Origin of the sequence: Nonomuraea sp. NPDC000554, from assembly GCF_040300065.1 — a bacterium.
Taxonomy (GTDB): domain Bacteria; phylum Actinomycetota; class Actinomycetes; order Streptosporangiales; family Streptosporangiaceae; genus Nonomuraea.
This window is the reverse complement of record NZ_JBEPDC010000024.1, coordinates 94,759-120,614: the sequence shown is the minus strand read 5'-3', so window position 1 is coordinate 120,614 and position 25,856 is coordinate 94,759. Positions and strand designations below refer to the sequence as shown.

The window sequence follows — 25,856 nt, the reverse complement described above, 5'->3', positions numbered from 1 at the left end:
TGCGGCGCCCGCGCGAGGCCGATTGCGTTGGCCTGAACGCGGCCGAGCCGCAAGAATGGCGCGATGGCTGACAGTGCCGAGACCGACTGGGTCTCCAGGTTCGCGGACGAGGTGATCTCCGAGGCGGAGCGTCGCGCGCCCGGCAAAGCGATCGTCTGCGCCTCAGGGCTGAGCCCGTCGGGGCCGATCCACCTCGGCAACCTGCGTGAGGTCATGACCCCGCACCTGGTGGCCGACGAGATCAGGCGGCGCGGTCTCGACTGCGTGCACCTGCTCTCCTGGGACGACTACGACCGCTTCCGCCGGGTGCCCGCGGGCATCGACCCGTCGTGGTCGGAGCACGTCGGCAAGCCGCTCACCTCCGTGCCCGCCCCTCCCGGCAGCCCGTACGGCAGCTGGGCCGAGCACTTCAAGGCGCCGCTGATCGACGCGCTGGCCGAGCTGGGCGTCGAGTACACCGGCATCAGCCAGACCGAGCGGTACACCTCCGGCGTGTACCGGGAGCAGATCCTGCTGGCCATGCGCGAGCGGCGGCGCATCGACGCCGTCCTCGCCCGCTACCGCACCAAGGAGAACGGGGAGCCCCAGGAGGGATCCGCCGAGTACTTCCCGTACCGGCCGTACTGCGAGCTGTGCGAGCGCGACCTGACCACGGTCACCGCCTACGACGACGACAGCACCGAGCTGGCCTACACCTGCGCCTGCGGGTTCGGCGAGACGGTCAGGCTGGCCGAGCACGACCGGGGCAAGCTGGTGTGGAAGGTCGACTGGCCGATGCGCTGGGCGTACGAGGGCGTGCTGTTCGAGCCGTCCGGGGTCGACCACCACTCGCCGGGCTCCGCGTGGATCGTCGGCGAGCAGATCGTGAGCGAGGTGTTCGGCGGCCGGCAGCCGATCGGGCCGATGTACGCGTTCGTCGGCATCACCGGCATGTCCAAGATGAGCAGTTCCAAGGGTGGCGTGCCGATCCCGTCGGAGGCGCTGGAGATCATGGAGGCTCCGGTGCTGCGCTGGCTGTACGCGCGGCGCAAGCCGTCCCAGTCCTTCAAGATCGCTTTCGACCAGGAGATCCAGCGGCTCTACGACGAGTGGGACGCGGTGGGGCGCAAGGTGGCGTCCGGGTCCGCGCAGCCCGCCGAGTCGTTCGCGTACGACCGCGCGGTGCGGACGTCCGCCGGGCCGCTGCCGGAGACCCCGCGGCCGGTGCCGTACCGGACTCTCGCCTCGATCGTCGACATCACGACCGGCGACGAGGAGCAGACCCTGCGGATCCTGCGCGACGCCGACGGGCTCACCGCGCTCGACGAGGCGCGTCCCCGGCTCGACAGGGCGCAGCGCTGGGTCGACACGCAGCTGCTCGCCGAGCAGCGCACCCGCGTCCGCGACAACCCCGACACCGAGCTGCTCGACTCGCTGGGCGAGACCGACAGGGAGGCGCTGCGCCTGCTGGCCGGCGGGCTCGACGAGCACTGGTCGCTCGACGGGCTGACCACGCTGGTGTACGGCGTGCCGAAGCTCCAGGCGGGCCTCGACGCCGACGCCAAGGCCACGCCCGAGCTGAAGGCGGCGCAGCGGGCCTTCTTCGCGCTCCTGTACACGCTCCTGATCGGCCGCGACACCGGCCCGCGGCTGCCGACGCTGCTGCTCGCCGTAGGCGCCGACCGAGTCAGGAAACTGGTCGGCGGATGATGGCCGCACGGGTCGGGAAACCGGTCGGCGGATGATGGCCGCACGGGTCACGAAGCTGGTCGGCGGGTGAGGGCCGCCTTCCTCGTCACCGGGATCATGGCGTCGGGAAAGTCCACGGTCGCGCAGGCGCTGGCGGAGCGGCTGCCGCGGTCGGCGCACGTCCGCGGTGACGCCTTCCGGCGCATGGTGGTGAACGGGGCTGTCCCCATGGCGCCCGGCGCGCCAGAGGGAGTCGCCCAGCTCCACCTGCGGTACCGGATCGCGGCCTCGGCCGCCGACCTGTACTTCGAGGCGGGCTTCACGCCGATCGTCCAGGACGTCGTGCTCGGCCCCGACCTCGACCTGTTCGTGCGGCTGGTGCGCAGCCGCCCGCTGCTGGTGGTGGTGCTCGCCCCCGACGCCGCCACCGTGGAGCAGCGCGAGCGGCAGCGTCCCAAGTCGGGCTACGGCGACTGGACGGTGGCCCAGCTCGACGAGGTGCTCAGGCGCGACACGCCACGCATCGGCCTCTGGCTGGACACCTCCGGGCAGACGCCGGAAGAGACAGTGGACGAGATCCTCGCCAGAGCCGCAGAGGCCCAGGCAACGTGATCAGGAACATTCGGCGCGGGCAAGACGACGACGGCGGGAGAACCGGTCGGCCTGCTACCTGGCGCACAAGAGACGCACATTTCACAAAACAAGTCAAGGTAACAAAACCGGGCCGGGCAGGACCGGCGCATTCCGGCCGAGCCCCAGGTCACAGGACGGTGAACACACCCTGGTAGGACGCCTATAGCACACATAGGTTCGCGATCTATGCAAGGCACAGTCAAGCGACCTGCATGTGACCTGGCGCACTTTACTCACATGAAGCACTCTGCCAGCGTCACCGTCGTCGTCCCAGCGATGAACGAGGCCGACAACCTGCCTCACGTGTTCGCCACGCTGCCCGACTGGATCGACGAGGTCGTCCTCGTCGACGGCAACTCCAACGACGAGACCGTGGCCGTCGCAAGGCGGCTGCGTCCGGGCCTGCGCGTCGTCACGCAGACCCGGCGAGGCAAGGGAAACGCGCTGATCGAGGGCTTCGAAGCGGCGCGCGGCGACATCATCGTCATGATCGACGCCGACGGGTCCACCGACGGCCGCGAGATCGGCGCTTTCGTGCAGGCGCTGCTCGACGGCGCCGACTTCGCCAAGGGCTCCAGGTACGCCCCCGGCGGCGGCTCCGACGACCTCAGCCCGCTGCGCTCCTTCGGCAACAAGGCGCTGACCGGCCTGACCAACCTGCTGTACGGCACCGGCTACACCGACCTGTGCTACGGCTACAACGCCTTCTGGGCGCGCCACCTCGACGCGATGGACCTCGACTGCGACGGTTTCGAGATCGAGACGCTGATGAACGTCCGGGCCGCGCAGGCCGGGCTGGTCATCCGCGAGGTGCCCAGCCACGAGCGCTCCCGCATCCACGGCGAGAGCAACCTGCACGCCGTCCGCGACGGCTGGCGGGTGCTGAAGACGATCCTGCGCGAGCGGGCGCGCGGGACGGCCACCCCTCAGACCCAGGTGGCGCTCGCCAAGTAAACGATGACATTCTCGGACCATGCGTTACATCGTCATCGGAGCGGGAGCCGTCGGCGGAACGATCGGGGCCCGGCTCTTCCAGGGCGGCCACGAGGTGGTGCTGGTCGCCCGAGGCGCCCACTACGAGGCGCTGAAGAGCGGCGGCCTGCGGTTCATCACCCCCGACTCGACCGAGACCCTCGACGTCGAGGCGGCCGACGGCCCCGTCCCGGCACGCGACGACGACGTGCTGATCGTCGCGACCAAGTCGCAGGACACCATCGCCGCGCTCGACCCGTGGCCGCGGCACCTGCCGGTGGTGTGCGCGCAGAACGGCGTGGACAACGAACGGACCGTGCTGCGGAGATTCGATCGGGTTTACGGCATGTGCGTCTGGCTGCCCTCTGAGCACCTGGAGCCGGGCGTGGTGGCGGCGTACGGCCACCCGCACTCCGGCATGCTGCACGTCGGATGTTATCCACAGGATGTGGACGACCTCGCCCAGCAGATCGTCGCCGACCTCACCAAGAGCCGGTTCGTCGCCCTGGCCACCCCCGACGTGATGCGCTGGAAGTACGCCAAGCTCCTCGGCAACCTCGGCAACGCGGTCGACGCGCTCTGCTCCCGCCAGCCGGGCGCGCAGGCGGTCGCGGAACAGGTCAGGGCGGAGGGCGCCGCCGTGCTGAAGGAGGCGGGCATCGACTTCCCGACCCAGCAGGAGGAGCAGGAACTGCGCGGCAACCGGGTGGACCTGCGTCCGATCGAAGGGCTCGACCGCGGCGGCGGCTCGTCCTGGCAGAGCCTGGCCAAGGGCAGCGGCTCGATCGAGGCCGACTACCTTAACGGCGAGATCGCGCTGCTCGGCCGGCGGCTCGGCATCCCCACCCCGGTGAACGACGTCCTCCAGCGCGAGGCCGACAGGTACGCCAGGCAGAAGCTGCCGCCGGGCTCGATGCCCGTGCAGGAGCTGGTGGCGCTCATCGACGAGCGTTCCGCATCCGTATCCCGCTGAACTCCAGCGTGCTCGACGTCACCTCCGACCAGAACGACCCGAGGGTGTCGAGCAGCCGCAGCTGGATCCCGGCCCGCTCGTGCAGCCCGACGAGGTCCTCGACCGGCTCGGGCGGGCCGAGCGGCTCCACGGGCACCCGCGAGACGAGCGCGTGCGGCGGGTCGCCGATCGGCGCGAAGTCGTCGGCGGGCAGCCGGTAGGCGTACAGGCGGACCTCCATGAGCGCCTTCAGCCAGCCGTACTCGATGGCGTGCACCCGTTCGCCGCAGCCCGCGCCGATGATGCGCTCGGCGTCGGAGTCGGTGGTGCGCGGCCCGCGCCAGGCCATCGCGCGGGGGCAGGCGCGCGGGAACCAGTAGTCGGGGCAGCGGTCCCAGCCGACCGCCCAGACGTACGGCTCGGGTTGTACGGAGGTCGGCGCGACGTGCGGGACGAACCGCTCGATGGTCGGGTCTTCGGAGAAGTGCAGCACCTGTCCAGGGTCGGGTCTCATATAGGCCATGATGATCGATGGCGTGCCGGAAGCCCGATGAAATAGGGGGTTCCGGCATATCCGGCCCCGGCTCGGGCAGAGGGATCTCGCTCTGACGACAAGGGGTGAGTTCGATGGTTCTGCTTGGACTGCTTCTGGTACTGCTGGCGGGCGGCGCGGTCGCCCTGGTGGCCACCGAGGAGAGCGCCAGGTACGTCCTGTTCGGCTACACGTTGCAGCTCGACCACGTCCAGATGTTCGCGGCGGGCGCCGCCACCGCGGGCGTCCTGCTGCTCGGCCTCTGGCTGATCGGCTCGGGTTCCCGCAGGTCCGCGAGGCGGCGGGCGCAGCAGCGGGACGCCAGGGCCGAGACGTCCAGCCGGGTGGCCAGGCTCCAGGACGAGAAGCGCGAGCTGGAGCGGAAGCTGCGACGGGAGCAGGAGCACACCGCGCCTACCGACCGGCTCGTGGCCGGTGGCGTAGAGGACGCCAGGCACTGACGTCACGGCGCGAGGGCGGACGTGTCCTCGCGCCAAGGCGTGAACCCCCCGAATCTTCGCATTGAGGGGTGTAATCTGCGAGGCGCTCTCACCTTGCCTCGGAGGTCGCATGCCCCCCACGCGTGGCCGTCCCATCGCGCTGAAGCTCCTCATCCTGCTGACCGTGCCACTGCTCTCGCTCGTCGGCCTCTGGGTGTTCGCGGCCGTCCTCACCGGCGGTGACGGGCTGCGCCTGCTCCAGATCAACGAGCTGGTCAGGAACCTGGCGAACCCGTCCGAACAGATGAACGTGCACCTCCAGACCGAGCGGCTCGCCTCGGTCGAGTTCATGATCGGCAAGCGGAGCGCCGAAAGCCTGGCCAAGCAGCGCGCCCTCACCGACTCCACGATCGGGACCTTCCGTAAGCTGGCGCGCGATCAACCGGACATCTCGCCCGAGATGGCCGCCCAGCTCACCGAGCTGAACGACCGGCTCGACCGGCTCCCCAAGATCCGGCGGCAGGTCGACAACCGCGCCTCGGCCCCGCTCTCCGTGCTCGACGGCTTCAGCGAGATCGTGGACGCGTTCTTCCGCATGCGCGACACGATGATCCTCGTCCCCGACATGGCGCTCTACCGGCAGGCACGAGCGGTCTCCACCCTCGGCGAGGCCAAGGACGTCCTGTCGCGCGAGCAGGCGGTCATCGCGGTGGTCCTGTCCAGAGGCAGGGTGAGCAAGACCGAGCGCGAGGCGTTCACCGGCATGGTCGCCACCCGGCGCCTGCTCTACACGCAGGCGCTCTCCCACCTCGACGCCGGCCTGCGCGGGCCCTACCAGAAGCTCGTCGGCTCGCCCGTCTACCGCGAGTTCGAGGAGGCCGAGGACGCGATCAGAGGCCAGGCCGTCCTGAACGGGCTGCCCGCCACGGCGGCCACCTGGCCCGTCGACGCGAACAACCTGTGGACGGTCGTGGACCTCAACCAGTCCAAGGCCGTCCAGGAGATCGTCCGACGGGTCACGCCCGCCGCCAACGGCATCCTCGTCAAGATCGGTGTGGCGGGCGGCGCCGGGCTGTTCGCCGTGGCCGCCTCGCTCATGCTCTCCTTCCGCTTCCGCCGGCGCCTCGTACGCGAGCTCGCCGGGCTTCGCGACGCCGCCACCGAACTGGCCGAGGTGCGGCTGGCGGGGCTCGTCCAGCGGCTGCGCGGCAACCCCACGGGGCCCGTGGAGCTGGCACCGATCACGGTGAAGGCCGAGACCGCCGAGGTCGCGGACATCGTACAGGCGTTCAACACCGTCCAGTCCACGGCTGTGGACGCGGCCGTGAGTCAGGCGAAACTGCGGCACGGTGTCAACCGGGTCTTCGTCAACCTGGCCCGGCGCAACCAGTCGCTCCTGCACCGCCAGCTGCTCCAGCTCGACAGCATGGAACGGCAGACCGAGGAGCCCGACGCGCTGGACGACCTGTTCAAGCTCGACCACCTCACCACCCGCATGCGCCGGCACGCCGAGAGCCTGATCATCCTGTCGGACCAGGCGCCGGGCCGCGGCTGGCGCAACCCGGTGCCCATCGTGGACGTGCTGCGCGCCGCGGTCGCCGAGGTCGAGGAGTACCAGCGGGTGGAGGTGCTGCAGACGCCGCCCCTGTCGCTGTCGGGCGTCGCGGTCACCGACGTCGCGCACCTGATGGCCGAGCTGATCGAGAACGCCACGCTCTTCTCACCGCCCCAGACCAGGGTGGACCTGCGCACCACGCAGACCCCGCACGGCCTCACCGTGGAGATCGAGGACCGCGGGCTCGGCCTGCCCCGGACCGAACTCGACGAGCTCAACGCCCGGCTGGCCGAGATGCCGGAGTTCGACCTGGCGCAGAGCGACCGGCTCGGCCTGTTCGTGGTCAGCAGGCTCGCCGCCAGGCAGGGCATCCGGGTCAGGCTCGCGCCCTCGCCGTACGGGGGGCTGACGGCGAGCGTGATGCTGCCGTCCGCCATCCTGTCGGACCAGCCCGCCCTCGCCCACTGACCCCCTCCCCGGGATTCATCGTGAATGGGGTCAGAGGCGGACGAACGGGTCGCTGAAGTGCGCGGTCGCCAGGACCGCGCGCTCGGCCCGCAGCCCGTCGAGCACCTCCACCCGCGTGGCGACCGCCTGCTCGGCGTCGTCGTCGTAGAGATAGCGGACGCGCGGATCGGCCAACTGCACGGGATGCAGCACCAGGTCGCCCGTCATGGCCAGCTCGCCGACCCTGGCGATCTGGTGACCGGGCGTGTGGCCCGGCGTCAGCCGCACGTGGACTCCGGGCGACACCTCGGCCTCGCCCTCGACGGCCTGGAGCTGCCCCTTGATCGGGGTGACGACCTGCTCCAGTATCGCGCCGCGGGCGGTGTCCAGCTCGGCCTGCTGGAGGACGTAGCGGGCGTTCTCGAACAGCGGCCTGCCGTCGGCGACGGCCCCGCTCGCGTGGTCGCTGTGCAGGTGCGTGAGGATCACGGTGCCGACCTCGGCGGGCGCCACGCCCGCGGCGGCCAGCTCACCGGCCAGGGTGCCCGGTACCGGCGCCCAGCTCGACGCGGGCGAGTCGGCGGCGCCGATGCCGGTGTCGACCAGCGTGACGCGGCCCGCCCGATCGCGGAGCAGGTAGCAGTGGAAGTGCAGGACCCACGGCTCGTCCTGGACGGCCGATCCGGGAAACAGCTCGGGGAGCGGGCGGCGGATGGTCTCGCCCATCGGCCCGACGGCGTCGCAGAGGGGTGTCACCTCGACGCCGGACACGGTCAACGGCTGGTGCGGCATCCGCCCAGACTAGGCGCTCAGGCCGCTCAGCCGCTCGGGCCAGTCGGTCAGGCCAGGCGTTCGGACGCTCAGGCCAGGCTCTCGGGAGGCTGGGACTAGGCGGCGACGCGCTGACGCGGAACGTACTCGTTCTCGACGTCGGCGGCGTAGACCGCGCGGCAGCAGTGGGCGCACCGGTAGACGATCGGGCCCTCGTCGAGCTCGTGGTGGCAGCGCGGGCAGCTGGTCTTGGTCTTCATCTCGTCCCCCTTGGAGTTCGTCCTTCTATGGAAGCCTCGTCGGATTGCAGAGGCCCTGCAGGTCGCTTGACAGGATGCCGCTGCGCCGATGGGCGAACCATGCCGTTCTGCACACCCGTCACAGGCGATCCGCGACAGCGGAGGAGACCATTGTCACGTCGGAGCCCCGGTCGTCGCGGGCGAAGGCGCCAGAACCCCCCGGGAATAGCTCAAGCGGGCTAGGTGTTGTGTGGGCCAGAACGTGTGATACGTTCCGAGCAGCGTTGAGCTACGGCTCCGCTCGCTTTCCCCCCTTCGCCGCCCGCCCGTTCTGTGGGCCAGGGCTCGCGTTCAACACCTGCCGAGCATCTTTTCGGCGTACCCCTGAGAGGGTTCATCATGTCTGTTCACACCATCCCCCAACCACGCACGTCCGCTCCCATCCGGCAGGTCAGCGGCCTGCTCGACGTCAGGGACAAGGGCGCGCACCTCCGCCCGCAACACCTGCCGGGCCCCGACGACGTGCGGCTGCCGCCCGAGAGGGTCAAGCAGCTCGGCCTGCGCCCCGGTGACCAGGTGGTCGCCACCGTCGCCGGGAACAAGCTGGTCGGCGTCGAATCGGTCAACGGCTCCACCGAATGGCTGGACCGTCCGCACTTCACCGACCTGACCCCCGTCCACCCGACGGAACGGCTGCGCATCGAGACCGAGTCGCTCAGCACCCGCGTCATCGACCTGTTCACGCCCATCGGCAAGGGGCAGCGCGGGCTCATCGTCGCACCGCCCAAGGCCGGCAAGACCATGGTCATGCAGGCGCTGGCGGCGGCCGTCGCCCGCAACCATCCCGAAGTCCACCTGATGGTGCTGCTCGTCGGCGAGCGGCCAGAAGAGGTCACCGAGATGCGCGCGTCCATCCAGGGCGAGATCTTCTCCTCGACCTTCGACCATCCCGACCGCGACCACACCGCCATCGCCGAGCTGGCCATCGAACGGGCCAAGCGCCTCGTCGAGGGCGGACGCGACGTCGTCCTGCTGCTCGACTCGCTGACCCGGCTCGGCCGGGCCTACAACAACCAGGCGCGTGGGGGCGGACGCGTCCTCACCGGCGGGCTCGACGCCACCGCCCTCTACCCGCCCAAGCGCTTCTTCGGCGCGGCGCGCAACATGCTCGACGGCGGCTCGCTCACCATCCTCGCCACCGCGCTGGTCGACACCGGCTCCCGCATGGACAACAGCCTGTACGAGGAGTTCAAGGGCACCGGCAACATGGAACTCCACCTGACCCGCGACCTCGCGGAACGCCGCCTGTTCCCGGCGGTGGACCTGGAGGCGTCCGGCACACGCCGCGAGGAGATCCTGCTTCCGTCCGGCGAGCAGCAGGTGGTGTGGCGCCTGCGCCGCATGCTCGGCGCCCTCGACAAGCAGCAGGGGCTGGAGTTGCTCGTCGGCAAGCTCCGCGAAACCCCCACCAATGCCGCCTTCCTCCGCACCGCCGCCACGGCGTAACCCCAACCTCGCGCAGTCGCGACTCTTTCCCACGCTGATGCGCCTGCCTGGCGCGGTCGCGGCTCCTTTCCGCGCAGGAGCGTCCGTGGAACCTCGCGCGGGTGCGGTCTCCGCGCCGCCGCCTTCGCGCAAACCCTTCCTGTACGGCACGCGGTGGTTACCCGCCACCCGCCGCACGTGGCTGAGGGCCTCCAGGAACACGGCGCTGACCGGCACGTGGCCGGCCGCCGTGACGGTCGCGCCCGGCACGGGGCACTCCCCTGCCCGGGGCGACAATGTCCTCATGCTTGCCGACATCATCGAATACCTGGCCTGTCCGGTGTGCCGCGCCGAACTGCGGCTCGACGACGCGACCCTGAGGTGCGCCCAAGGCCACGGCTTCGACGTCGCCAAGCAGGGATACGTCAGCCTGCTCACCGGCTCGCGTCCCCCGGGCACCGCCGACACGGCGGACATGGTCGCCGCCCGCGCCGCCTTCCTGGACGCCGGCCACTACGCCCCTCTCGCCGCCGCCCTGGCCGAGACGGTCCGCGAGCTCATCCCAGGCGGCACACACCACAGCCAGACGACCGCGAGCGGTCCGGGGGCTCGTGAGTGGGGCTCAGCCGGTCGGATCGGCGGAAGGCCGGACAGCGGCCGGGTGGAGGCGTACCGTAAGCCGGTGGTCGTCGATGCCGGGGCCGGCACCGGCTACTACCTTGCGAATGTCCTCAAAGCGGTGGATCCCGGCGTCGGATTGGCGTTCGATGTGTCCAAGCACGCCATTCGGCGAGCGGCTCGGGCGCACCCTCGGGCTGGTGCGTTCGTGGCGGACGTGTGGCGGCCACTGCCGATCCGGGACGAGGTGGCCGATGTGGTGATCGACGTGTTCGCGCCCAGGAACGGGCCGGAGTTCGCGCGGATCCTGCGTCCTGGTGGGTCCGTCGTCGTCGTCACCCCCGCGCCCGAGCACCTGAGCCCGCTGGTCGAGCGGCTCGGTCTGCTCACCGTGGACGAGGAGAAGGAACGTCGGGTGGCACGCAGCCTGGCCGGCTTCACCGAGGTGGCGCGGCGGGTGGTCGAGTTCGACCTGGAGCTCGACCGTCTCGGCATCGCCGAGGTGGTGAGAATGGGCCCGAGCGCGTGGCACACTGAGGCGGCCAAGCTGGAAGAGCAAATCGCTGGATATATCGCACACAAGGATCGAAACGATCAGAATGGCGTAACACATCGCGAGAAAGTGAAAGCGGCGTTTCACCTGTCTATCTTCGAGACGTCGCCGCGTTCAAGAGCCGTTCCTTGACGGACCTCTGGGGCTCGTGTTACTGATGGGGCTTTTAGTCCGAAATTCCCCCACATTCCCCGAGTATTCTCGCGGCGCAGGCGCAATACTGGACGGCAACCAACGCCCTGAGGCGGGTAATCAGAGGGAGGGGGGCACCGGATGAAGGCCGAGGAACGCTGGCAGGCCAGGTTCCGGGCGTCGCGCATGACGCTGCCGTCCTGGTCACGCCAGGCTCCGAACCGCTCGATCTACCGTTCCAACGCCAGCGGCACCTGGGAGGTCTACGCCTGGGACCGCGGCACCGGCGTCACCCGCCAGGTCACCGACAGGCCGAAGGGCACCGCGCACGCCGCCATCGACCCCACCGGCCAGTGGATCTACTGGTTCGCCGACACCGAGGGCGACGAGTTCGGCGTCTGGTGGCGTCAGCCGTTCACGGGCGGCCCGGACGAGCTCGCCGCCCCCGACCTGCCCGCCGGCCAGCCGGGCGGCATCGCGCTGTCCGCTACCGGCCTGGCCGCGATCAGCCTCGCCAGCGGGGGCTCGTTCCACATCCACCTGGCGCGCGCCGGCGAGGACTCCCACCTGCTCTACGAGCACGCGGAGGCCGCCTGGGTCGCCGACATGTCCCTCGACGGCTCGTTAATCGCGATAAATCACGGCGAATACGGCGACTTCCGGCATCCCGCGCTCAGGGTCGTCCGCCAGTGCGGTGACGTGGTCGGCGAGCTGTATGACGGGCTCGGAAAGGGCGTGATCGGCCTCAGGTTCGCCCCGGTCCTCGGCGACCGCCGCCTGCTGGCCCTGCACGAGCGCCGCCAGCGCCACGAGCCGCTGGTCTGGGACGCCGTCACCGACGAGCAGCGCGAGATCTGGCTGAAGGACTCCGGCGACCTGGCCGCCGAGTGGTACCACGACGGCCGCGCCCTGCTGCTGCTCCGCGACAACCGGGCGCGCAGCTACCTGCACCGCTACGACCTCGCGGGCGGCGGCCTGACCCTGATCGACACCCCGCACGGCGTGATCGAGGAGGCGGCGCCGCGCCCCAGCGGCGCGGTCGAGTACTCCTGGTCCAGCGCCTCCCGCCCGCCGGTGATTCGTTCCAGCAACGGCCAGGTGGTGATGAACGCCGGCGGCCCGCCCGCGCCGCCCAGCGTGCCCGTCGAGGACCTGGACGTCGAGGGCCCCGGCGGGCGCATCCACGCGCTCGTCTCCAGGCCGGAGCACGGCGCGGCGCCCTACCCCACGGTCTTCGTCCTGCACGGCGGGCCCACCGCCCACGACCGCGACTCCTTCTCCCCCGAGGCGGCGGCCTGGGTCGACGCGGGGTACGCGGTGGTGCGGGTCAACTACCGGGGCTCGACCGGGTACGGCTCGGCCTGGCGCGACGCGCTGCACGGCGACGTGGGCCGCATCGAGCTGGCCGACGTCGCGGCCGTGCGCGCGTGGGTGGTGGAGCGCGGCATCGCCGACCCCGCCAGGACCTTGCTGAGCGGCACCGCCTGGGGCGGCTACCTCACGCTGCTCGGCCTCGGCACCCAGCCGGACCTCTGGGCGGCCGGCATCGCGGCGGTGCCGATCGCCTGCCACCAGACGTCCTACGAGGACGAGGCCGAGAGCCTGCGCGCCTACCATCGGGCGCTGTTCGGCGGCTCGCCCGTCGAGCAGCCGGAGCGGTATGCGGCCAGTTCCCCGATCACCTACGTGGACCAGGTCAAGGCACCGGTGCTGATTCTCGCCGGAGAGAACGACACGCGCTGCCCGCTACGCCAGATCGAAAAATACGTAGCGAAACTGGCCGAACACGGACGCGATCATGAGGTGTATACGTACGACGCCGTTCACGGTTCACTGGTCGTCGCCGAGCGAATCGCTCAAATTGCGCTTCAACTCGATTTCGCCCGCAAACACGTCAATATCCACTAAAACAATGACATTTCATCGTTAAGCGCCCGAAATCAGCCGTCGGTCGGGTGGAGGCGCCCCGAAGGGATCGCCGACCTGCCCGGTGGCGTGGAAGCGGGATATCCGAAAGTCAGCCGTCGATCCAGCGGACCAGGCGGTCGAGCGGGAGACGTCCCGAGGGGATCGCCGACCTGCCCGGTGGCGTGGGAGCGGGATATCCGAGGGAGATGGCCGTACGCACCTTCCACGGGGCCTCGACGTCGACCATCCGGGCGGCCCGCTCGGCGTTGTACGCGGGGAAGAACGAGGCCGGGCAGGTGCCCATGCCGAGGCCGTGAGCCGCGAGCATGAGGCTCTGGGCGGCCCGGCCCGCGTCGAACTCCGCGTCCTCGCCCCCGGCCTCCTGGTTCACCGCGAGCAGGACGACCACCGGAGCGGCGGCCAGATGAGCCGCGTAGGCTCCCAGCAGGCTCAACGCCTTCTGCAGGCCGCGGTCCCTGACGACGACGAACCGCCACGGCTGGCGGTTGCGCGCCGACCCCGTCCATCGGGCCGCCTCCAGCACCCGGACGATCTCGCTCGTCGGCACCGGCGTGTCGGCGAACCACCGCGTGGCCCGCAGCGAGGCCACCTCAGCCCGTAGCGCCTCTCCCATGCCTGCCTCCCCCGAACCCGTCATCTGCCCCGAGATTCTCCCAGCCCACGCCGCGAGAGGTCGTTCAGCGGGCGCGGAGGACCAGGATCGCCAGGTCGTCGGCGCTCGGCTCGGCAGCGAACTCCGCCGCGCCCCTGCGGATGCGCTCGGCGACGGCCCTGGCCGACAGCCCCGCGCACTCGGCGAGCAGCTTGGCGAGGCCGCCGTCGTCGTCGAGCAGGCGCCCGCCCGAACGGCGTTCCGTCACCCCGTCGGTGACCGCGAGCAGCACGTCGCCGTGGTCGAGATGGATGGTGTCGGCCTCGAACACCACCTCGTGGAAGACGCCGAGCAGCGACTGCGGGGTGGTCACCGCCTCCACGGAGCCGTTCGGCCTGAGCCGCAGCGCCTCGGGATGCCCGGCCGACACCATGCGCACCTCCAGGCCCGACTCGACCGGGGTGATGTCGCCGTGGAGCAGCGTGAGGAACCTGGCCCGCTCGCCCTCTTCGAGGATCGCCTGGTTGAGCCTGCCGAGCACGGCGGCCACGCCGTACCCCTCGCGGGCGAGCAGCCGCAGCGTGTGGCGGGCGAGGCCGGTCACCGCCGCGGCCTCGGGGCCGGTGCCGCACACGTCGCCGATGGCGAAGCGCCACGAGTCGTCGCCCGCCTTGAACAGGTCGTAGAAGTCGCCGCCGACCTCGTTGACCTCGCCCGCCGGCTCGTACACGACGCCGTAGTCGAGCCCCGGCACCTCGGGCTCGTTCGGCGGCAGCAGGCTGCGCTGCAGGGCGCGGTTGGCAGCGGCCTGCTGGGCGTAGACGCGGGCGTTGTCCATGGCCAGCGCCGCGCGCCTGCCGATGTCCTCGGCGAACTGGATGACCTCGTCGACAAAGCGGTCGGACCTGCCCAGGCACATCATGCCGAGGCTGCGCCCGCGCGCCGTCAACGGCACCGCGAGCACCTGGGAGTCGGCGAGCTGGATGGCGGAGGTGACCCTGGAGTCGGCGGACGACACGTCCACCTCGGCCAGTTCCTCGCGCAGCCCGTCGATCCTGGCCTCGTCGGCGTGCCAGAGGTAGGCCAGCCGCGCCGGGCCGGCCACGCTGTCGGAGGTGTAGACGGCGCACCAGCTCGACAGCCTGGGCACCACGATCTGGGCGATGATGGCGGGCACCATGCCGGGGTCGAGCGTGCCGGCCAGCAGGTCGCTCGCGTCGGCGAGAAAGCCCAGCCAGTGGGGGCCATGAGACCCCTCCTCCAGCCACTCGGATGCCATCCGGTCGCTGGAGGCGGGTAGCGTGAGTCTTGCCCAATGGACACGGGAATCGCCCGCAAAGGTGATTCCCCACTCTTCGACCCCCACGGATGGAGCTTTCGGATCCCCCTGCGCCACCATGCGCTGCCGCAGCTCAACCTGCACGGCATCGCCAAAGTGCTTCCAGATGACTTCGAACGGCTCGTCGACCGCCTGATCGGCCAGATCACCCGCCACCTGCTCGGCGGCATGGAGCATGCCGCCGACGGCCCACGCGGTCATCACCTCGCGCGTGAACCTCATCGCAGCCGGCACAGCGGTCTCGCCCGGCGCGAAGGTCGCAGCGAGCACCGCATGGGGAGATGCAGTCATCCCACCGTGCCTACCACACTTCGCGCTGACTTGGGGTAAATCCAAGGACAGGACTACGAGCTACTCATCGTGACAGACTTGAATCACTCCCGGAGGGATGCCGGGGGTGAAGGAGGCCCCATGACACCGGCCAAGGCCGCGTCGAGTCCTGAGGAGAGGACCTACACCGAGTCGGATCTCGTCCCGATTCTCGAGACACTGTTCTCCTGGCGCGACGGAGACTTCCGGCGCCGTGTCCCGCATGCGCCCGCGGGAATCCTCAGTGAGGTGCGGCTGCTGCTCAACGAGGTGGCTGATCGTCGGGAACATCTGGCGAACGAGCTCGTACGGGTGCGCAAAGAAGTCGTCAAGGAAGGCCGCTTCGGCGAGCGCCTGACCCCTGGGCCGGGGGTCGGTGCGTGGGCCGAGAGCGTCGAGTCCGTCAACATGCTGATCGACGCGCTGGTGAGCCCGGTGAGCGGTGCCGCCGACGTGATCGACGCCGTGGCCAAGGGCGACCTGTCGCGACGGATCGACCTCGATCGGTCGGCGCGCGGCGAGGTGCGCCGCCTGGGCAAGGCCATCAACGGCATGGTCGATCAGCTCGCCCTGTTCAACTCCGAGGTGACCAGGGTGGCCCGCGAGGCGGGCACCGAGGGCCGGCTGGGCGGCGGCGCCAACCTGCGCGGGATGTCCGGCAGCTGGCGCGACCTCACCGAGGCCGTCAACACCATGTCGTCACGCGTGGCCGCGCAGGTGCGCGACATCGCGGTCGTGACCACCGCGGTCGCCAAGGGCGACCTGAGCCGCAAGGTCACCGTCGACGCCGTGGGCGAGATGTTCGAGCTGAAGAACACCGTCAACACGATGGTCGACCAGCTGTCCGGCTTCGCCGAGGAGGTCACCCGCGTCGCCCGCGAGGTCGGCACCGAGGGCCAGCTGGGCGGCCAGGCCCAGGTGACGGGCGTGTCGGGCGTCTGGAAGGACCTGACCGACAACGTCAACTTCATGGCGAACAACCTGACCTCGCAGGTGCGCAGCATCGCGACGGTGGCGACCGCGGTGGCGCAGGGCAACCTGTCGAAGAAGATCACCGTTGACGCCCAGGGTGAGATCCTGCAGCTCAAGGACACCCTGAACACCATGGTCGACCAGCTGTCGTCCTTCGCCGACGAGGTCACCCGCGTCGCCCGCGAGGTGGGCACCGAGGGCAAGCTGGGCGGCCGGGCCGAGGTGAAGGGTGTGTCGGGCGTCTGGAAGGACCTCACCGACAACGTCAACTCGATGGCCAACAACCTCACCTACCAGGTGCGCAACATCGCCCAGGTGACGACGGCCGTGGCCAACGGCGACCTCACCCGCAAGATCGACGTCGACGCCCAGGGCGAGATCCTCGAACTCAAGTCGACCATGAACACGATGGTCGAGCAGCTGTCGTCGTTCGCGTCCGAGGTGACCCGAGTCGCCCGCGAGGTGGGCACCGAGGGGCAGCTGGGCGGCCAGGCGCAGGTCCGCGGCGTCTCCGGGGTCTGGAAGGACCTCACCGAGAACGTGAACTCGATGGCCAACAACCTGACCTCTCAGGTGCGGCAGATCGCGGCGGTCTCGTCCGCGGTGGCGCAGGGCAACCTGTCCAAGAAGATCACCGTTGACGCCCAGGGTGAGATCCTGCAGCTCAAGGACACCCTGAACACCATGGTCGACCAGCTGTCGTCCTTCGCCGACGAGGTCACCCGCGTCGCGCGTGAGGTCGGCACCGAGGGCCAGCTGGGCGGCCAGGCCAGGGTCCAAGGCGTGTCGGGCGTCTGGAAGGACCTCACCGACAACGTCAACTCGATGGCCAACAACCTGACCTCGCAGGTGCGCAACATCGCCGAGGTGACCACCGCGGTCGCCAACGGCGACCTCACCCGCAAGATCGACGTCGACGCCCAGGGCGAGATCCTGGCCCTGAAGACCACCATCAACCGGATGGTCGACCAGCTGTCGTCGTTCGCGTCCGAGGTGACCCGAGTCGCCCGCGAGGTCGGCTCGGAGGGCCAGCTCGGCGGCCAGGCCCGGGTCGAGGGCGTCGAGGGCACCTGGAAGCGGCTCACCGAGAGCGTCAACGAGCTGGCCGGGAACCTGACCACGCAGGTCCGCGCGATCGCGACCGTCACCAGCGCCGTGGCGCGCGGCGACATGACCCGCTCGATCGCCGTCGAGGCGCAGGGCGAGCTGGCGGAGCTGAAGGACAACATCAACTCGATGGTGGCCAACCTCCGCGAGACCACCCAGGCCAACCAGGAGCAGGACTGGCTGAAGTCCAACCTGGCCCGCATCTCACGGCTCATGCAGGGCCACCGCGACCTGTTCGAGGTGGCCAAGCTGACCATGAGCGAGCTGACCCCGCTGGTGTCGGCCCGCTACGGCGCGTTCTACGGCGTCGATCCCGAGGGCGAGCACGAGCTGCTGTTGGTCGGCGGCTACGGGGTCCGTCCCGACCGGGGGCCGCGCCAGCGCTTCGCGGTCGGCGAGGGCATCGTCGGCCAGGCGGCGGCCGAGGGCCGGCACATCATCCTCGACGACGTGCCGCCGCAGTTCATCACCATCGACAGCGGGCTCAGCCAGTCCACGCCCGCGCAGATCGTGGTGCTGCCGATCCTGTTCGAGAACCGCGTGCTGGGCGTGCTGGAGCTGGCCTCCTTCACCCCGTTCGGGGAGGTGCACCTCGACTTCCTGACGCAGCTCGTCGAGACCATCGGCGTCACGATGAACACGATCATCGCCAACTCCCGCACCGAAGACCTGCTGACGGAGTCGCAGCGGCTCACCCGCGAGCTGCAGGAGCGCTCCGACGAGCTGCAGCGCCAGCAGGAGGAGCTGCGCAGGTCCAACGCCGAGCTCGAGGACAAGGCGGCGCTGCTCGCCAAGCAGAACCGGGCGATCGAGATCCAGAACTTCCAGATCGAACAGGCCCGCCGCACGCTCGAGGAGCGCGCGGAGCAGCTCGCGGTCTCGTCCCGCTACAAGTCCGAGTTCCTCGCCAACATGTCGCACGAGCTGCGCACGCCGCTCAACAGCCTGCTCGTGCTGGCCAAGCTGCTGACCGAGAACGCCGAGGGCAACCTGACCTCGCAGCAGGTCGAGTTCGCCCGGACGATCCACGGCGCGGGTTCCGCGCTGCTCCAGCTGATCAACGACATGCTCGACCTGTCGAAGGTCGAGGCGGGCCGGATGGACATCCACCCGATCCAGGTGTCGCTGCCGAAGATGGTCGACCTGCTGGAGGCCGCGTTCTCGCCGCTCGCCGCCGACAAGGGGCTGGCGTTCACGGTGGACGTCGACGCGGACGTGCCGCAGGAGCTGCGGGCCGACGAGCAGCGCCTTCAGCAGGTGCTGCGCAACCTGCTCTCGAACGCGGTGAAGTTCACCCCGAAGGGCGAGGTGAAGCTGCGGGTCGCGCCCGCCCCCGCGGGGGTCGACTTCGACGACGACACCCTGCACAACTCCCACGACCTGCTCGCCTTCCAGGTCATCGACACCGGCATCGGCATCGCGCCCGACAAGCGCGAGGTCATCTTCGAGGCGTTCAGGCAGGCCGACGGCACGACCAGCCGCAAGTACGGCGGCACCGGGCTGGGCCTGTCGATCTGCCGCGAGATCGCCAGGTTGCTCGGCGGCGAGATCCACGTCGAGAGCGAGCTGGGCCAGGGCAGCACGTTCACCCTGTACCTGCCGGCCTCGTACTCGGGCCCGCTGGTGGCGACCGACGGCGGCGCCGCCCGCAGGCAGCTCATCGCCGTGCCCGTCGAGGAGCCGCCGGTCCCCGAGCCGATGCCGCTCGACCACCTGCCGCTGCCCGAGCTCGTCGACGCGCCCGTCGAGAGCGGCCACTGGCAGGGCGACGACCCGCTCAGCGGAGCGAAGATCCTCATCGTCGACGACGACATCCGCAACGTGTTCGCGCTGACCAGCGTGCTGGAACGGCACGGCTCGACGGTCGTCTACGCCGAGAACGGGCGGGAGGGCATCGAGCAGCTCGAACGGAACGAGGATGTCGGGCTCGTCCTGATGGACATCATGATGCCGGAGATGGACGGGTGGGCCACGACGTCCGCCATCCGGCGCATGCCGCAGTTCGCGGATCTGCCGATCATCGCGTTGACCGCTAAGGTCATGCGGGGCGATCGTGAGAAGAGCATCGCCTCGGGCGCGTCCGACTACGTGCCCAAGCCGGTCGACGTGGACCGTCTGCTCGAACGACTGCGCGGTTGGCTCAGCCGTGGGCGGGGGTCCACGACGGAATCAGCCGAAGGGTCGTGATCGATGGCGGAGCGAGCGAAGATCCTCCTGGTCGATGACCGCGAGGAGAACCTCATCGCACTCGAGGCCATCCTCAGCTCACTCGACCTGGTGCCGGTGCGCGCCAGGTCGGGCGAGGAGGCGCTCAAGGCGCTGCTCAACACCGAGTTCGCGCTCATCCTGCTCGACGTGCGCATGCCCGGCATGGACGGGTTCGAGACGGCTGCCCACATCAAGCGACGCGAGCGCACCAGGAACATCCCGATCATCTTCCTGACGGTCGTCGACAGCGCTCCCGACTACGCCTTCCGCGGCTACGCGGCGGGCGCGGTCGACTACCTCACGAAACCGTTCGATCCCTGGGTGCTGCGGGCGAAGGTGTCGGTCTTCGCCGAGCTGTACAACATGAACAAGCGCCTGGCCGAGCAGGCGTCGATGCTGCGCGACAAGGTCAGTGGCGAGCTGCCGCCGGGCGCGGGCGACCAGGCCGCGGTGCTGCCGGAGCTGACGCGCAGGCTGTCGGCCGTGGAGGAAGAGCTGGCGCGGGTGCGTGAGCTCGTCCGTAAGGCGCAGGATCCCGGCCTGGCGGGGCCGGTCGCCGACCTGGCCGAGCGGGTCGCCCACCTCCGCTCGGGATTCGACGCGCTGTCCTGAGTTGACTTCCTCCCCCTCCTGACGGAGGGGGATTCCCACCCTCGCGAGTGAGGTTTCCTGCTTCGCAGCCGACCGCACCCGGGAGGACCCGGGGTGTCTCACGTCAGCTCCACAGGCGGGCACCCCTTGACCAGCGGCCAGAATGTTCTTGGCGGCGTTGAGGTCCCGGTCGTGCCGGGTGCCGCAGGACGGGCAGTGCCATGTCCGGGTGCTGAGCGGGAGTTCGGCTCCGCCGGGTCATCCCTTGCGGGGGCCGGATTCCTCCCGGCCCCAAAGGGCCGGGCTTCCTCCGGAAGTCATGGTAAAAACCGCGAACAACCTCCGTTAAGAGGGTGAATTATCCGTATTCCTGGTGCCTAGAGTCGGAGTGATCCGGCGCTAGGAGGCCGACATGGTATTCGAGCATGCCTTCCTTCGGGAGCTCGTCGCGCTGAAGGACGAGGTCGGCGTGGTGTCGCTGTACGTCACCGCCGACCCCCGGGAGGAGACGGCCATCAGGCCCGTCTGGGAGATCCAGCTTCGCAACGAGCTGACGGCCATGCGGGAGCAGGTGTCCGGGTGGCCGGAGCGGGATCGGCGCATGGCCGTCCTCGGCCATCTCGACAAGCTGGAGCCGTACGTCCTGGAACTGGTGGATCCCGCCGCGTCCGGGATCGGGCGGGTGCTCGTCTCGCCGGTGAGCGACGACGACGTGCGGACGACCACGTTGCAGGTGCCGGTCGGCACCTGCGCGGTGCTGGAGTCGACCGCGTACGTGCGGCCGCTCGTCACCGCGATGGCCACCGGCGCGCCCGCCGGGATCGCGCTGATCTCCCGCGACGGCGTGCGGCTGATCGACCACAGGTACGGCCTCGCCGAGGACGTCTACCAGTCGGTCTTCACCCTCGACACCGGCGACTGGCGGAAGATGCGCGGGCCCGCCTCCCCGAGCGCGGCCCGGCAGTCGTCGGTCCTGTTCGACAAGTTCCAGCGCCGCGTGGACGTGAACCTGCACCGCTACCTGCACGCGATCGCACCGCAGATCGGCAGCCGGGTGGGACAGCTGCGCTGGACGGACCTGCTGCTGGTCGGCGACCCGAAGCTGACGGAGACGGTGGCGGCGGCGCTGCGGCCCATGGAGGTCGTCCAGGCCGACACGATCATCCCGCCGTCGCTGCACGCCCCCGAGGTGGTCAGGCACGTCTCCGGCACGCTGGCCGAAGTGCGGGCGCGCCGGGACGCCGCGCTGGTCAGCCAGGTCAAGGACGCCGCGTTCTCCGGAGGCCACGGCGTGGTGGGGCTCGGGCAGACGCTGGCGCTGCTGAACGAGGGCCGGGTGGACGTCCTGCTGCTCGACGAGAACGGGCGGTGGCAGGGTGGACGTGGGCCCGACGGCTTCCTCTACCCCGCCGGGCAGGTGCCGCCGGGCGTGCCGGCGGTCGAGGAGCCGGACCTGGGCGAGCGGATGATCGAGCGAGCGCTGGAGAGCGGCGCCCAGGTCACCATCCTCACCGCGCAGACCGCGGCCGAGCTGGCGGACCACGACGGCGTGGCCGCGCACCTGCGCTGGTGAACGGGGACAGCGGGCGACCGGCACAAGCTCCCTGAACGAGGTCAGCCGGGCGACCGGCACAAGCTCCTCAACGAGCGGGCGACCGGCGCGAGTGAGCGCCTGAACCCGCGTCGGCGGGCGCTCGAACCGTCCGGCGTCGGGCGGGCTAGTGTCTGGCGCGCTCCAAGGCGTCCCAGAAGCCGCGGCGGAGCGCGTGGCGCACCTCGTCGTGCAGCAGGAAGTCGATCGGCAGCGACGACCCCTGCAACAGCCTGGCCTCCAGGTCGGACGGCATGCGCGGCTTGCGCGCGAGCACGGCCTCCAGCCAGAGCGCGGGCGCGTCGCGGGCGACGGACTCGCCGAAGTCGTGCCCCTCCCTGTGCGCGGACTTGACCGCGTCGGCCAGCGTCGTGGCGCCCGCGGTGGCCGCGGGCGGCGGGACGGGCGCGGGCTGCGGCCCGGTGTAGGGGCCGAGCTGCGACGGCTGGAAACCGCCCGCGGAGGACGTCGAGGAGAACTGGCCGGTCGTCGGCGACTGCTGGACGGGCCCCGTCGCGGGCGCCGCAGGCGGCGGCGTGGCGGGCTGCTCGGCCGGGAACGTGTACGAGGGCAGCGCGGGCGGCGTGGCAGCCTGGCCCCGGCTCGGCGGCAGGCCACCGGCGGTGGGCTGGCTCTGCGGGGGCTGCTCGGCCGGGGGCGCGGCGTGGCTGCCGCTGCTCTTCTGCGGCGCGGGCGGCAGGGACGGCAGCGTGGGCGTGGGCGGCGGCGCGGGCGACGGTGTGGCCGGCGGTGTGGGTGGCGGTGCGATCGGCGGCGCCGACGGCTGCGAGGCGGGCGGCAGCGAGTGCGCGGCATGGCCGTTGCTCATCGGCTGGTGGCCGCTCCCGCCCGGCTGATGCCCGTTGCCCAGCGAGTGGTGGCCGTTGCTGAGCGGCTGGTGCCCGTTGGACGCCTCGATGGCCCCGGTGACCAGGTTGACGTACGGACGCAGGTGGTTCGCGCCGATCTCGATGAGGTCGTCGCCCTCCTGCCTGAGCGTGCGGGAGACGGCCCAGCTGCCCTCGGCGGTGATGTGCACGACGGTCACCCGGATGCCGAGGTCCTGGGCGTCGCAGACGACCTGGGCGAGGTCCTCGTCGCCGCTGACCACCACGGCGTCGCAGATGGCGCTGTTGCGGGCCAGCGTCATCAGGTCGCGGTGCACCTGCGCGTCGACGCCCTCGCGGCGGCCGGGGCGGATGCGGGAGAGCCTGAGCTTGAGGCCGGGAATGTCGGCCAGCGCGTCGTGCTCGGGGGTCCGGCGGCCCTCGACGGTGGCCTCGTACCAGTAGCAGCGCAGCAGCGGCAGGCCGGTGCGCTCGCGTGCCAGGTTGCTCATGAGCTGGAGCAGCCCGGGATAGTCCCAGGAGACGGCCTCGCGATGGCGGGTCCCATGCACGGCCATCGCGCCGTCAGCCAGCAGATAGCCAGCGTCCACGAACAGCGCGCAGCGATCCACTGACACCGCCCCTTTCTTGGGTGGCCTCGAGCTTGCCGGCCCTGCATCGTCTGAGACCGGACTCCAGCGGCCCGCTCTCAGGGTAATGAAGACCGATGATCGCGCGAGGGTTAATCCCGACGATTCGCCCCGCGCACGACGTTACGCCAGCACAGCTACGCCGACCGTACCAGTTTGTCCTGTTATGGGTTACGAGCGTGCGGGGACGCTCACCGCGGCGACACCGAACAGCACGACGTCGTCCTCGGTGGTGATCAGCAGCCCCGGATCGGAGCCGAGCGGGGCGCCGAACGTGTCGACGTCCATGCCGAACGTCATCCCCCGCACGCCGTTGGAGGAGCCGTCGAAGACGTTCGCCGGGTCGCGTCCGCCGCTCGCGGGCGTGAGCGGCCCCGAGCCGAGCGAGACCGTGTCGCCGCCGAGGTCGGCGTCGCCCTCCCAGGTGACCAGTTCGACCCTGGCGGAGGACGCCGACGCGCTCAGCCCGTCGAGCGGGATCCGCGCCGTGCCCGCTTCGCCGCCGACCACGGTGGCCGCGTCGAGCACCACCGCCTGGCTGTACGGCAGGGCGGGGTCGGCCAGGATCACCACCAGGCTCCACCCGGCGTGCTGCGAGACCCCCGTCGCCATCGGCGGATCGGCCGCCCACCACGTGCCGGACCCGTGAGTGCTGCTGACGAGCCCGGTGACGTCGGCGAACGCCTGGTAGGCGGGGCCCGAGGGCAGGGCCCGCGTCAGCACCTGGGTGGGCGTGATCGACAGGTATCTCTTGCGTCCGGGCGGCCTGAACCTGATCGGCCCGGCCGTCTCGACGCCGGCCGACCAGTAGAGCCCGGCCCACCCGATCCGGCTGCCCCGGGGAAGGTCGAGGGTGGCGCCGCTGGACGCGGTCGTGCTCGCCACCGTGTCCTGGTCGAGCGGGACCATCGGCCACTGGTCGTTGTCGCGACTGTCGCCCACGCGCCTGCGCGCCTCGGCACAGCCCTCGCTCTCGTCCGGGCAGGTCAGCAGCGCGTTGCCGATCGCTTTGACCACCACCCTGCCCTCGGTGGCGAACCTGGCCGCCGCGCCGGTGGGCCGCACGCCCGCGACCGCCCGCGCCCTGATCCGCACCTGCCCGGACGCGACGCGAACGGCGGGCGACAGGCCCTCCGGCGCGTCGGCGGCGACCCGGACCCGCAGGAACGTCGCGGTGCTCCGGCCCGCCCCGAGCGGGCCTCTGACGCAGTTCGCCCCGTATCCAGCCGGACGGCACGACCAGCCGTCGGCCGCCCCGGCCCCACCGGCGGGCGCGAACCCCTGCCCCTTGCCGGCCGGCGGGCTCATCGTCACACCAGGTGGCAGATCGACCTTGGCCCGCAGGTCCTTGCTCGGCCGGCTGCCCGTGTTGCGCAGCCGCAGCCCGACGACGCCGGACTGGTCACGTACGAGCGTGCCGAGCGCGTCGATCGTCGCGCGCAGCCGCACCACGCCCGCACTCTCGTGGACGGTGGGCGCCGGCTGGGGACGAACCAGCGTCGGCTCGTCCGGCGGCCCGGACGGCTCGCTCTGGAAAGAGGCGGCGAGCGGGACGTGCGCGGCCGGCGGCGGCACCGGCTCCTCGGTCAGGACCAGCAGGAACGCGGCTCCCACGGCCACCGTCGCCGCCAGCCCCCCGGCCACGGCCGCCAACCGCTGCCTCGACACCCGCCGCAGCGGAGAGCCGCCCACCCCCGGCCTGCGCACCCGCCGCAGCGGAGAGCCGTCCGCCCCCGGCCTGCGCACCCGCCGCAGCGGAGAGCCGCCCACCCCCGGCCTGCTCAGCCGTCGCAGCCAGCCGAGCGCGCGGTGATCGCCTCGCACGCCCGGCCGCGACCGGCGAAGCAGGCGTACCCGGCCGCCCTCCTTCTGCCGCAGCCGGCCGCCGTCCGATCCTGGGCTGCCCAGCTCTGCCAGGTACCCGGCGAAGGCGGGGCCGACGACCAGGGGGCCCACGATGACGCGCAGCCCTCGGTCGATGTCCGTCAGCTCCAGAAGCACCGAGCGGCACTCTGCGCAGCCGCGCACGTGCTCGTCGACGGCGTGGGCCTCGCGCCTGGGCAACCCGCCCCTGACGTGCACGCCCATCTTGCGGAGCACCGGGCGGCACTCCTGCCGTGGCGCCGCGCTCAGGCGCAGTTGCAGGCACGCCTGCCTGAGCCCCTCCCGCGCCCGGTAGGCCAGCGCGGACACCCCGCCGGCCGACAGCCCGAGCAGCGGCGCGACCTCGGCGGGTGTGGCGCCCTCGACCTCGGTGTGCCAGAGCACCGCCCGCCACCGCTCCGGCAGCGTCAGGAACGCCCTGGCGACCGGGGACCTCTCCAGGCCGACGAGCGCCGGGTCGACGAAGGGCACGCCGGGGTCGAACCGGCCGGACTCCCCGGTGGCCACGTGGGGGCTCTCCACCCGCGTCCGGTCGTAGACGGTGCGCCGGACCACGGTCAGCAGGTACGTGCGGAAGCCCGACTCCGGCCCGCCTCCCCTGCCGACCAGGTCGAGGATCCGCGTGAACGCCTCGGCGAGCACGTCCTCGACCTCGGCCTCGCCCCTGACGAGCTGTCTGGCCAGCGCCCGCGCGGCACCCGCGTGACGCTCGTGGAGCCGTTCGTACGCGGCGGCGTCGCCCTCACGTACCGCCTGGAGCAGATCCGCGTCGCCCCAAGGGATGTCCGCACTCATAGTGACCTCGCGATTACATGGCGTTGCATCACGGATTCCTTCCGCACCCGGCACCATGACTAAAC

General features: G+C 71.0%; 20 protein-coding genes and 1 pseudogene. 13 read left to right on the top strand and 8 right to left on the bottom strand.

Features of this window, described 5'->3' with window-relative positions; translation table 11 throughout:
• The first annotated feature begins 63 nt into the window (after positions 1-63).
• The 4 genes from lysS to ABT294_RS36460 all read left to right on the top strand — a co-directional run bounded on the left by lysS (position 64) and on the right by ABT294_RS36460 (position 4,246).
• On the top strand, positions 64-1,689 hold the full coding sequence (gene lysS, locus ABT294_RS36475) for a lysine--tRNA ligase (RefSeq protein ID WP_350810913.1): 1,626 nt from the start codon (positions 64-66) through the stop codon (positions 1,687-1,689).
• A 66-nt stretch (positions 1,690-1,755) separates the two neighbouring features.
• Positions 1,756-2,280 carry an AAA family ATPase gene (locus ABT294_RS36470; RefSeq protein WP_350810912.1) on the top strand — a complete coding sequence of 175 codons (525 nt, stop codon included), beginning with the start codon at positions 1,756-1,758 and terminating at the stop codon, positions 2,278-2,280.
• A gap of 258 nt (positions 2,281-2,538) precedes the next feature.
• Complete coding sequence (locus tag ABT294_RS36465; protein WP_350810910.1) at positions 2,539-3,255, top strand: glycosyltransferase family 2 protein; 717 nt, start codon at positions 2,539-2,541, stop codon at positions 3,253-3,255.
• A 19-nt stretch (positions 3,256-3,274) separates the two neighbouring features.
• Complete coding sequence (locus ABT294_RS36460) at positions 3,275-4,246, top strand: ketopantoate reductase family protein (protein WP_350810909.1); 972 nt, start codon at positions 3,275-3,277, stop codon at positions 4,244-4,246.
• Here the strand turns inward: ABT294_RS36460 and ABT294_RS36455 are convergent.
• Complete coding sequence (locus ABT294_RS36455) at positions 4,212-4,739, bottom strand: DUF6886 family protein (RefSeq protein ID WP_350810907.1); 528 nt, start codon at positions 4,737-4,739, stop codon at positions 4,212-4,214. The genes ABT294_RS36460 and ABT294_RS36455 overlap by 35 nt on opposite strands.
• A gap of 113 nt (positions 4,740-4,852) precedes the next feature.
• Here ABT294_RS36455 and ABT294_RS36450 point away from each other — a divergent pair, with 113 nt between their 5' ends.
• Entirely contained in the window at positions 4,853-5,218 is a 366-nt protein-coding gene (locus tag ABT294_RS36450; RefSeq protein WP_350810905.1) for a hypothetical protein, read from the top strand.
• Positions 5,219-5,327: 109 nt separating this feature from the next.
• Positions 5,328-7,220 (top strand): sensor histidine kinase, encoded by a 1,893-nt coding sequence (locus ABT294_RS36445; protein WP_350810904.1) that lies wholly within the window; start codon positions 5,328-5,330, stop codon positions 7,218-7,220.
• A 30-nt stretch (positions 7,221-7,250) separates the two neighbouring features.
• Here the strand turns inward: ABT294_RS36445 and ABT294_RS36440 are convergent, their stop codons facing one another.
• Positions 7,251-7,991: an MBL fold metallo-hydrolase gene (locus tag ABT294_RS36440; RefSeq protein ID WP_350810903.1), complete on the bottom strand. Its 741-nt coding sequence runs from the start codon at positions 7,989-7,991 to the stop codon at positions 7,251-7,253.
• 95 nt (positions 7,992-8,086) lie between these two features.
• Positions 8,087-8,230: a hypothetical protein gene (locus ABT294_RS36435; RefSeq protein WP_350810902.1), complete on the bottom strand. Its 144-nt coding sequence runs from the start codon at positions 8,228-8,230 to the stop codon at positions 8,087-8,089.
• 378 nt (positions 8,231-8,608) lie between these two features.
• Here ABT294_RS36435 and rho point away from each other — a divergent pair, with 378 nt between their 5' ends.
• The 3 genes from rho to ABT294_RS36420 all read left to right on the top strand — a co-directional run bounded on the left by rho (position 8,609) and on the right by ABT294_RS36420 (position 12,905).
• Positions 8,609-9,715 (top strand): transcription termination factor Rho, encoded by a 1,107-nt coding sequence (gene rho, locus ABT294_RS36430; protein WP_350810900.1) that lies wholly within the window; start codon positions 8,609-8,611, stop codon positions 9,713-9,715.
• An 85-nt stretch (positions 9,716-9,800) separates the two neighbouring features.
• Positions 9,801-10,997, top strand: a complete 1,197-nt coding sequence (locus tag ABT294_RS36425) for a putative RNA methyltransferase (protein ID WP_350810898.1) — start codon at positions 9,801-9,803, stop codon at positions 10,995-10,997.
• A gap of 141 nt (positions 10,998-11,138) precedes the next feature.
• Positions 11,139-12,905 carry a prolyl oligopeptidase family serine peptidase gene (locus ABT294_RS36420; protein WP_350810897.1) on the top strand — a complete coding sequence of 589 codons (1,767 nt, stop codon included), beginning with the start codon at positions 11,139-11,141 and terminating at the stop codon, positions 12,903-12,905.
• 109 nt (positions 12,906-13,014) lie between these two features.
• Here the strand turns inward: ABT294_RS36420 and ABT294_RS36415 are convergent, their stop codons facing one another.
• Together ABT294_RS36415 and ABT294_RS36410 are read right to left on the bottom strand one after the other, a co-directional pair.
• A complete protein-coding gene (locus ABT294_RS36415) occupies positions 13,015-13,539 on the bottom strand; it encodes a nitroreductase family protein (protein ID WP_350810895.1) in 525 nt (174 codons plus the stop codon).
• Between the two features lie 64 nt (positions 13,540-13,603).
• Positions 13,604-14,797 (bottom strand): PP2C family protein-serine/threonine phosphatase, encoded by a 1,194-nt coding sequence (locus ABT294_RS36410; RefSeq protein WP_350810893.1) that lies wholly within the window; start codon positions 14,795-14,797, stop codon positions 13,604-13,606.
• A 36-nt stretch (positions 14,798-14,833) separates the two neighbouring features.
• On the opposite strand from ABT294_RS36410, the gene ABT294_RS36405 reads away from it, so the two are divergent.
• The 3 genes from ABT294_RS36405 (at position 14,834) to ABT294_RS36395 (ending at position 20,065) form a co-directional block, all read left to right on the top strand.
• Positions 14,834-15,187 (top strand): hypothetical protein, encoded by a 354-nt coding sequence (locus ABT294_RS36405; protein ID WP_350810892.1) that lies wholly within the window; start codon positions 14,834-14,836, stop codon positions 15,185-15,187.
• Positions 15,188-15,268: 81 nt separating this feature from the next.
• Complete coding sequence (locus tag ABT294_RS36400; protein WP_350810890.1) at positions 15,269-19,432, top strand: HAMP domain-containing protein; 4,164 nt, start codon at positions 15,269-15,271, stop codon at positions 19,430-19,432.
• A gap of 3 nt (positions 19,433-19,435) precedes the next feature.
• Positions 19,436-20,065: a response regulator gene (locus ABT294_RS36395; protein ID WP_350810889.1), complete on the top strand. Its 630-nt coding sequence runs from the start codon at positions 19,436-19,438 to the stop codon at positions 20,063-20,065.
• A 147-nt stretch (positions 20,066-20,212) separates the two neighbouring features.
• On the opposite strand, the pseudogene ABT294_RS50915 reads toward ABT294_RS36395, so the two are convergent.
• Positions 20,213-20,269, bottom strand: a pseudogene (locus ABT294_RS50915) (zinc ribbon domain-containing protein); the annotation flags it as partial.
• Between the two features lie 187 nt (positions 20,270-20,456).
• On the opposite strand from ABT294_RS50915, the gene ABT294_RS36385 reads away from it, so the two are divergent.
• Positions 20,457-21,617: a VLRF1 family aeRF1-type release factor gene (locus tag ABT294_RS36385; RefSeq protein WP_350810888.1), complete on the top strand. Its 1,161-nt coding sequence runs from the start codon at positions 20,457-20,459 to the stop codon at positions 21,615-21,617.
• Positions 21,618-21,762: 145 nt separating this feature from the next.
• On the opposite strand, the gene ABT294_RS36380 is transcribed toward ABT294_RS36385, so the two are convergent.
• Positions 21,763-23,094: an NYN domain-containing protein gene (locus ABT294_RS36380; RefSeq protein WP_350810976.1), complete on the bottom strand. Its 1,332-nt coding sequence runs from the start codon at positions 23,092-23,094 to the stop codon at positions 21,763-21,765.
• A 189-nt stretch (positions 23,095-23,283) separates the two neighbouring features.
• On the bottom strand, positions 23,284-25,791 hold the full coding sequence (locus ABT294_RS36375) for a sigma-70 family RNA polymerase sigma factor (protein WP_350810886.1): 2,508 nt from the start codon (positions 25,789-25,791) through the stop codon (positions 23,284-23,286).
• Positions 25,792-25,856 lie beyond the last annotated feature (65 nt).

What these genes read in the sequence shown, in the direction of transcription:
- ABT294_RS36435 (WP_350810902.1), bottom strand. Translation starts at nt 8,230, where the DNA reads ATGAAGACCAAGACCAGCTGCCCGCGCTGCCACCACGAGCTCGACGAG.
- ABT294_RS36455 (WP_350810907.1), bottom strand. Translation starts at nt 4,739, where the DNA reads ATGAGACCCGACCCTGGACAGGTGCTGCACTTCTCCGAAGACCCGACC.
- ABT294_RS36450 (WP_350810905.1), top strand. Translation starts at nt 4,853, where the DNA reads ATGGTTCTGCTTGGACTGCTTCTGGTACTGCTGGCGGGCGGCGCGGTC.
- ABT294_RS36440 (WP_350810903.1), bottom strand. Translation starts at nt 7,991, where the DNA reads ATGCCGCACCAGCCGTTGACCGTGTCCGGCGTCGAGGTGACACCCCTC.
- ABT294_RS36405 (WP_350810892.1), top strand. Translation starts at nt 14,834, where the DNA reads ATGGACACGGGAATCGCCCGCAAAGGTGATTCCCCACTCTTCGACCCC.
- lysS (WP_350810913.1), top strand. Translation starts at nt 64, where the DNA reads ATGGCTGACAGTGCCGAGACCGACTGGGTCTCCAGGTTCGCGGACGAG.
- ABT294_RS36465 (WP_350810910.1), top strand. Translation starts at nt 2,539, where the DNA reads ATGAAGCACTCTGCCAGCGTCACCGTCGTCGTCCCAGCGATGAACGAG.
- ABT294_RS36415 (WP_350810895.1), bottom strand. Translation starts at nt 13,539, where the DNA reads ATGGGAGAGGCGCTACGGGCTGAGGTGGCCTCGCTGCGGGCCACGCGG.
- ABT294_RS36420 (WP_350810897.1), top strand. Translation starts at nt 11,139, where the DNA reads ATGAAGGCCGAGGAACGCTGGCAGGCCAGGTTCCGGGCGTCGCGCATG.
- ABT294_RS36410 (WP_350810893.1), bottom strand. Translation starts at nt 14,797, where the DNA reads ATGGCATCCGAGTGGCTGGAGGAGGGGTCTCATGGCCCCCACTGGCTG.
- ABT294_RS36375 (WP_350810886.1), bottom strand. Translation starts at nt 25,791, where the DNA reads ATGAGTGCGGACATCCCTTGGGGCGACGCGGATCTGCTCCAGGCGGTA.
- ABT294_RS36395 (WP_350810889.1), top strand. Translation starts at nt 19,436, where the DNA reads ATGGCGGAGCGAGCGAAGATCCTCCTGGTCGATGACCGCGAGGAGAAC.
- ABT294_RS36445 (WP_350810904.1), top strand. Translation starts at nt 5,328, where the DNA reads ATGCCCCCCACGCGTGGCCGTCCCATCGCGCTGAAGCTCCTCATCCTG.
- rho (WP_350810900.1), top strand. Translation starts at nt 8,609, where the DNA reads ATGTCTGTTCACACCATCCCCCAACCACGCACGTCCGCTCCCATCCGG.
- ABT294_RS36385 (WP_350810888.1), top strand. Translation starts at nt 20,457, where the DNA reads ATGGTATTCGAGCATGCCTTCCTTCGGGAGCTCGTCGCGCTGAAGGAC.
- ABT294_RS36460 (WP_350810909.1), top strand. Translation starts at nt 3,275, where the DNA reads ATGCGTTACATCGTCATCGGAGCGGGAGCCGTCGGCGGAACGATCGGG.
- ABT294_RS36400 (WP_350810890.1), top strand. Translation starts at nt 15,269, where the DNA reads ATGACACCGGCCAAGGCCGCGTCGAGTCCTGAGGAGAGGACCTACACC.